This window comes from Sphingomonas sp. (genome assembly GCF_036402235.1).
GTDB lineage: Bacteria > Pseudomonadota > Alphaproteobacteria > Sphingomonadales > Sphingomonadaceae > Sphingomonas.
In genome coordinates this window covers 1-4,609 of record NZ_DASWTG010000009.1, presented here as the reverse complement: position 1 = coordinate 4,609, position 4,609 = coordinate 1, and the positions used below count along the sequence as shown (strand labels likewise).

Genomic DNA, 4,609 nt, shown 5'->3' with positions numbered 1-4,609 from the left:
CTAGACGAACGCGGCTACATCCACCAGACGACCGACGCGGCCGCGCTCGACGCGCTGGCCAGCACCCGGATCGTGCCCGGTTACATCGGCTTCGATCCGACGGCGCCGTCGCTGCACGTCGGCAGTCTCGTGCAGATCATGTTGCTGCGCCGCCTGCAACAGACCGGCCATAAGCCGATCGTCCTGATGGGCGGCGGCACCGGCAAGATCGGCGACCCGAGCTTCAAGGACGAAGCGCGCAAGCTGATGACCGACGAGATCATCAAGGCCAACGTCGCCTCGATCAAGACGGTGTTCGAGAAGTTCCTGACCTTCGGCGACGGCCCCACCGACGCGGTGATGGTCGACAATGCCGACTGGCTCGACAAGCTCGAATATATCCCGTTCCTGCGCGATATCGGCCGCCATTTCTCCGTCAACCGCATGCTCAGCTTTGACTCGGTGAAGCTGCGGCTCGACCGCGAGCAGTCGCTCTCGTTCCTCGAATTCAACTACATGATCCTCCAGGGATACGACTTCCTGGAGCTGTCGCGCCGCGCCGGCTGCCGCCTGCAGATGGGCGGCTCCGACCAGTGGGGCAACATCGTCAACGGCATCGAGCTGTCCCGCCGCGTCGACGGGACCGAAGTCTATGGCGTCACCACCCCGCTCATCACCACCGCCGACGGCGGCAAGATGGGCAAGACCATGTCGGGCGCGGTGTGGCTGAACGAGGATCAGCTGCCGGCGTTCGATTACTGGCAGTTCTGGCGCAACACCGACGATCGCGATGTCGGCCGCTTCCTGCGCCTCTTCACCGATCTGCCGCTCGACGAGATCGACCGCCTCGAAGCGCTCGAAGGCGCCGAGATCAACGAGGCCAAGAAGATCCTCGCCACCGAAGCCACCGCCATGTGCCGCGGCCGCGACGCCGCCGAAGCCGCGGCCGAAACCGCGCGGAAGACCTTCGAGGAAGGAAGCTCCGGCGACTCGCTCCCCACCCTCGCCGTCAGCGGCGAGATCAGCGTCGTGGACGCGCTGGTCGGCCTCGGCTTCGCAGCATCCAAGGGCGAGGCGCGCCGCCTGATCAAGGGCGGCGGCGCGCGCATCGACGGCGAGAAGGTGAGCGACGAGGCCGCCACGGTCACGGTCGGCGCCGCGCAGGTGCGCATCTCGGCCGGCAAGAAGCATCACGGCCTGCTCGATCCTGCCTGAGAAAGCTGTCTGATAGGATTCCGCTAACCACGAGAGTTGCCCGGACGTTTACCCATAGCGGTTAGCCTTTGCTTCCAACGAGTTGCTGGAGACTCACGGGGCATGGACGCGTGACGTACCAATTCTCTCCCCTGGGCGGCGCCCCCGCCACGGCAGACGATCGCCGGACGACCGAGCGCGACGAGGTTCATTATCGCGCCCGCGCCTTCGGTCCCGATGCCCAGCCGGTGACCTTGCTGATCGTCAACATCTCGCCCCACGGCCTGATGGCCCGCTGCGAAAAGCCCTTTGTCGAGAATGACCGGCTCCGCGTCATCCTTCCCGCAGTCGGCACCGTCGCGGCAGAGATCCGCTGGGCGCTCGGCGGCCGTCTCGGCGCCAGCTTCGACACCGCGATCGATCTGGCAAGCTATTACGAGCTGATCGCTCAGATGATGAAGAAGTGACCTAGCCCTTCCGGACCAGCACAACTCCGGCCAGCACCAGCAGCACGCCCAGCGCGCGCATCCCCGTGATCGGCGTCTGCGGCAGCCTGATCAGCCCGAAATGATCGATCACCAGCGCCGCCGCCAGCTGCGCGGCGATCGCGATGGTCAGCATCGAGGCGAGCCCGAGCCGCGGCGCCGCATAGGCGGAGGTCGACACGAAGATCACGCCATAGATGCCGCCGGTCCATGCCCACCACGGCACGTCCTTGAGCGTGGCGGGCGAAGTACGGTCCAGCGTCGCCCAGATGCCGAGCAGGATCACGGTCCCGACCGCGAAGGAGATCAGCGCCGCCAGGATCACCGATCCGCTGCGCGCCAGCGTCCCGTTGACCGGCGGCTGCATCGCGACGCCGATACCGGCAAGGATCGTCATGAGGATTGGAAAGATCGCGCCCATCTGCCCGGGCAGATAGGTCGTGACGCGGCCGGTTCAACCCGCGCGCAGCAATCCTACCGCCGCATCACGCTCGAACAGGTACAGCGCCACCCGCGCCGCCGCGCCGCGCTCGCCCTGCAAACCGCCGTCGCGATCGACCAGCAGCCGCGCATCGGCATGGGCCGCGCCGATCAGCTCGGCGAACTTCTCGGGCGGCGCGAGGCGAAAGGTCTGCTCGCCCGACTGGCGCGTGCCCAGCATCTCGCCCGCGCCGCGCAGCCGCAGATCCTCCTCGGCGATCCTGAACCCGTCATTGGTCTCGCGCATCAGCGCCAGCCGCGCGCGCGCCGTCTCGCTCAGCGTCCCGCCGCGCAGCAGCACGCACACCGATCGCCCGCCGCCACGCCCGACCCGCCCGCGCAGCTGGTGGAGCTGGGCCAGCCCGAAACGGTCGGCATGCTCGATCACGATCAGCGTGGCGTTGGGCACGTCCACCCCCACCTCGATCACCGTCGTCGCGACCAGCACGCCCAGCTCGCCGCTGGCGAAGCGTGCCATCACCGCGTCCTTCTCCGGGCCCTTCATCCGGCCATGGACCAGCCCGATCCGTTCGCCGAAGCGCGCCCGCAGCGCCGCCGCGCGTTCCTCGGCGGCGGCAAGATCCACCTTCTCGCTCTCCTCGACCAGCGGGCACACCCAATAGGCCTGCCCCCCGCCCGACAGATGCCGCGCGAGGCCGTTGACCACTTCCTCCAGCCGCTCCTCGCTGATCACGCTGGTCTCGATCGGCTGGCGACCCGGCGGCATCTCGTCGAGCTTGCTCACGTCCATCTCGCCATGCGTCGCGAGCTGGAGCGTGCGTGGGATCGGGGTTGCGGTCATCACCAGCAGGTGCGGCGCAACCTTGGCCTTGGCCTGCAGCATCATCCGCTCGGCGACGCCGAAGCGGTGCTGCTCGTCCACCACCACCAGCCCCAGGTCGCGATACTCGACACCCTGCTGGAAGATCGCATGCGTGCCGATCAGGATATCGATCGACCCGTCATGCAACCCCATCAAGGTCGCTTCGCGCCCCCGCCCCTTGTCGCGCCCGGTGAGGATCGCGATGCGCACGTCGAGGCCCGAGAACAGCCGTTGCAACGTCTCGAAATGCTGGCGTGCGAGGATCTCGGTCGGCGCCAGCATCGCGCCCTGCGCGCCCGCCTCGACCGCGATCAGCAGCGCCATCGCCGCCACCAGCGTCTTGCCCGCGCCGACATCGCCTTGAAGCAACCGCAGCATCGGGCGGCTCTGCGCCATGTCGCCCTCGATCTCGCGGATCGTCCGTGCCTGCGCCCCCGTCGGCGTATAGGGCAGCCGCAGCTTATCCCTCAGCCGCCCGTCCCCGGCGAGCGGCCGTCCCTTCTTCGCCCGCGCGGCGCCGCGCACCAGCATCAAGGCCAATTGGTTGGCGAACACCTCGTCATAGGCCAGTCGATCCCTCGCGCGGGCGTCCGCGGGATCGGCATGGATCCGCGCCAGCGCCTCGCGCCAGTCAGGCCAGCCATTGCGATCCTTCAGGCTCGGCTCGATCCATTCGGGCAGCTCGGGCGCACGCTCCACCGCCTGCGCCGCCAGCGCCGCCAGCCGCTTCGACGTCATCCCTTCCGACAGCGGATAGATCGCTTCGCGTCCGCCCGGCTCCGCCGCTTCTGGCGCGACCACCTCGGGATGCACGATCTGCAATTCCTGCCCATATTGGTCGAGCTTGCCCGATACCCAGCGCGGCTCGTTCAGCGGCAGCTGCTTCTTCGCCCAGCCCGAATTGCCGCCGAAGAACACCAGCGTGACATAGTTACCCTTCGCATCGACGGCCTCCACCCGCGACGGCGCCCGCGCGCTCCCGCCCATGCGATAATTCACCGGAGTCAGCGTGATCGCGATGATCCGGCCCACGTCCGCCGCATCGAGCTCCTCGCGCGGCAGCCGGTCGATCCATCCGCTCGGCAGATGGAAAGCGACATCCACCGCCCGCGCCAGCCCCAGCCGCTCCAGCGGCTTGGCAAGCTGCGGCCCCACGCCCTTGAGCGCGGTCACTTCGGCGAACAGCGGGTTGAGGATGTCGGGGCGCATGTCTATCTGCTGCCTACACCCAGCCGACCGCGCGAAAAAGCGCTGTCGGCCAATTTGCGTTGAGAACCATGGATCGAGAAACCCGCCTGAAACGTCTCCGCTTCCGCGCCTGGCACCGCGGCGTCAAGGAAGCCGACCTGATGATCGGCGGATTCTTCGACGCCCACCACGCCGGCTGGAACGACGCAGAAATCAACCTGTTCGAGACGCTGCTGGAAGAGCAGGACGTCGACATCATGGCCTGGGCGATGGGCACCCAGCCCGTGCCTCCCGAATATCACGGCGCGATCATGTCCGCGCTCAAGGCGCTGAATTACGTCCCGGTGGCTGAATGAACCTCAATAAGCCCCTCCCCTTCAGGGGAGGGGGAAGGGGTGGGGCGTCTCAGTCTCACCGAGACCGGAGTCTGCGAGGATAGGCCCCACCCCAACCCCTCCCC

General features: G+C 67.7%; 5 protein-coding genes. 3 read left to right on the top strand and 2 right to left on the bottom strand.

Going from position 1 to position 4,609, the window contains the following annotated elements; translation table 11 throughout:
* A partial coding sequence (gene tyrS, locus VGD28_RS01735; RefSeq protein ID WP_331026611.1) for a tyrosine--tRNA ligase occupies positions 1-1,194 on the top strand: 1,194 nt, incomplete at its 5' end.
* 110 nt (positions 1,195-1,304) lie between these two features.
* On the top strand, positions 1,305-1,640 hold the full coding sequence (locus tag VGD28_RS01730; RefSeq protein WP_331026610.1) for a PilZ domain-containing protein: 336 nt from the start codon (positions 1,305-1,307) through the stop codon (positions 1,638-1,640).
* A gap of 1 nt (position 1,641) precedes the next feature.
* On the opposite strand, the gene VGD28_RS01725 is transcribed toward VGD28_RS01730, so the two are convergent.
* Both VGD28_RS01725 and recG read right to left on the bottom strand, forming a co-directional pair.
* Entirely contained in the window at positions 1,642-2,079 is a 438-nt protein-coding gene (locus VGD28_RS01725) for a DMT family transporter (RefSeq protein ID WP_331026609.1), read from the bottom strand.
* Between the two features lie 33 nt (positions 2,080-2,112).
* On the bottom strand, positions 2,113-4,170 hold the full coding sequence (recG, locus tag VGD28_RS01720) for an ATP-dependent DNA helicase RecG (protein ID WP_331026608.1): 2,058 nt from the start codon (positions 4,168-4,170) through the stop codon (positions 2,113-2,115).
* A gap of 68 nt (positions 4,171-4,238) precedes the next feature.
* Here recG and VGD28_RS01715 point away from each other — a divergent pair, with 68 nt between their 5' ends.
* Positions 4,239-4,505, top strand: a complete 267-nt coding sequence (locus tag VGD28_RS01715) for a succinate dehydrogenase assembly factor 2 (RefSeq protein WP_331026607.1) — start codon at positions 4,239-4,241, stop codon at positions 4,503-4,505.
* Positions 4,506-4,609: the final 104 nt, after the last annotated feature.

Coding starts and splice junctions, on each gene's coding strand:
- recG (WP_331026608.1), bottom strand. CDS start 4,170: ATGCGCCCCGACATCCTCAACCCGCTGTTCGCCGAAGTGACCGCGCTC.
- VGD28_RS01725 (WP_331026609.1), bottom strand. CDS start 2,079: ATGGGCGCGATCTTTCCAATCCTCATGACGATCCTTGCCGGTATCGGC.
- VGD28_RS01715 (WP_331026607.1), top strand. CDS start 4,239: ATGGATCGAGAAACCCGCCTGAAACGTCTCCGCTTCCGCGCCTGGCAC.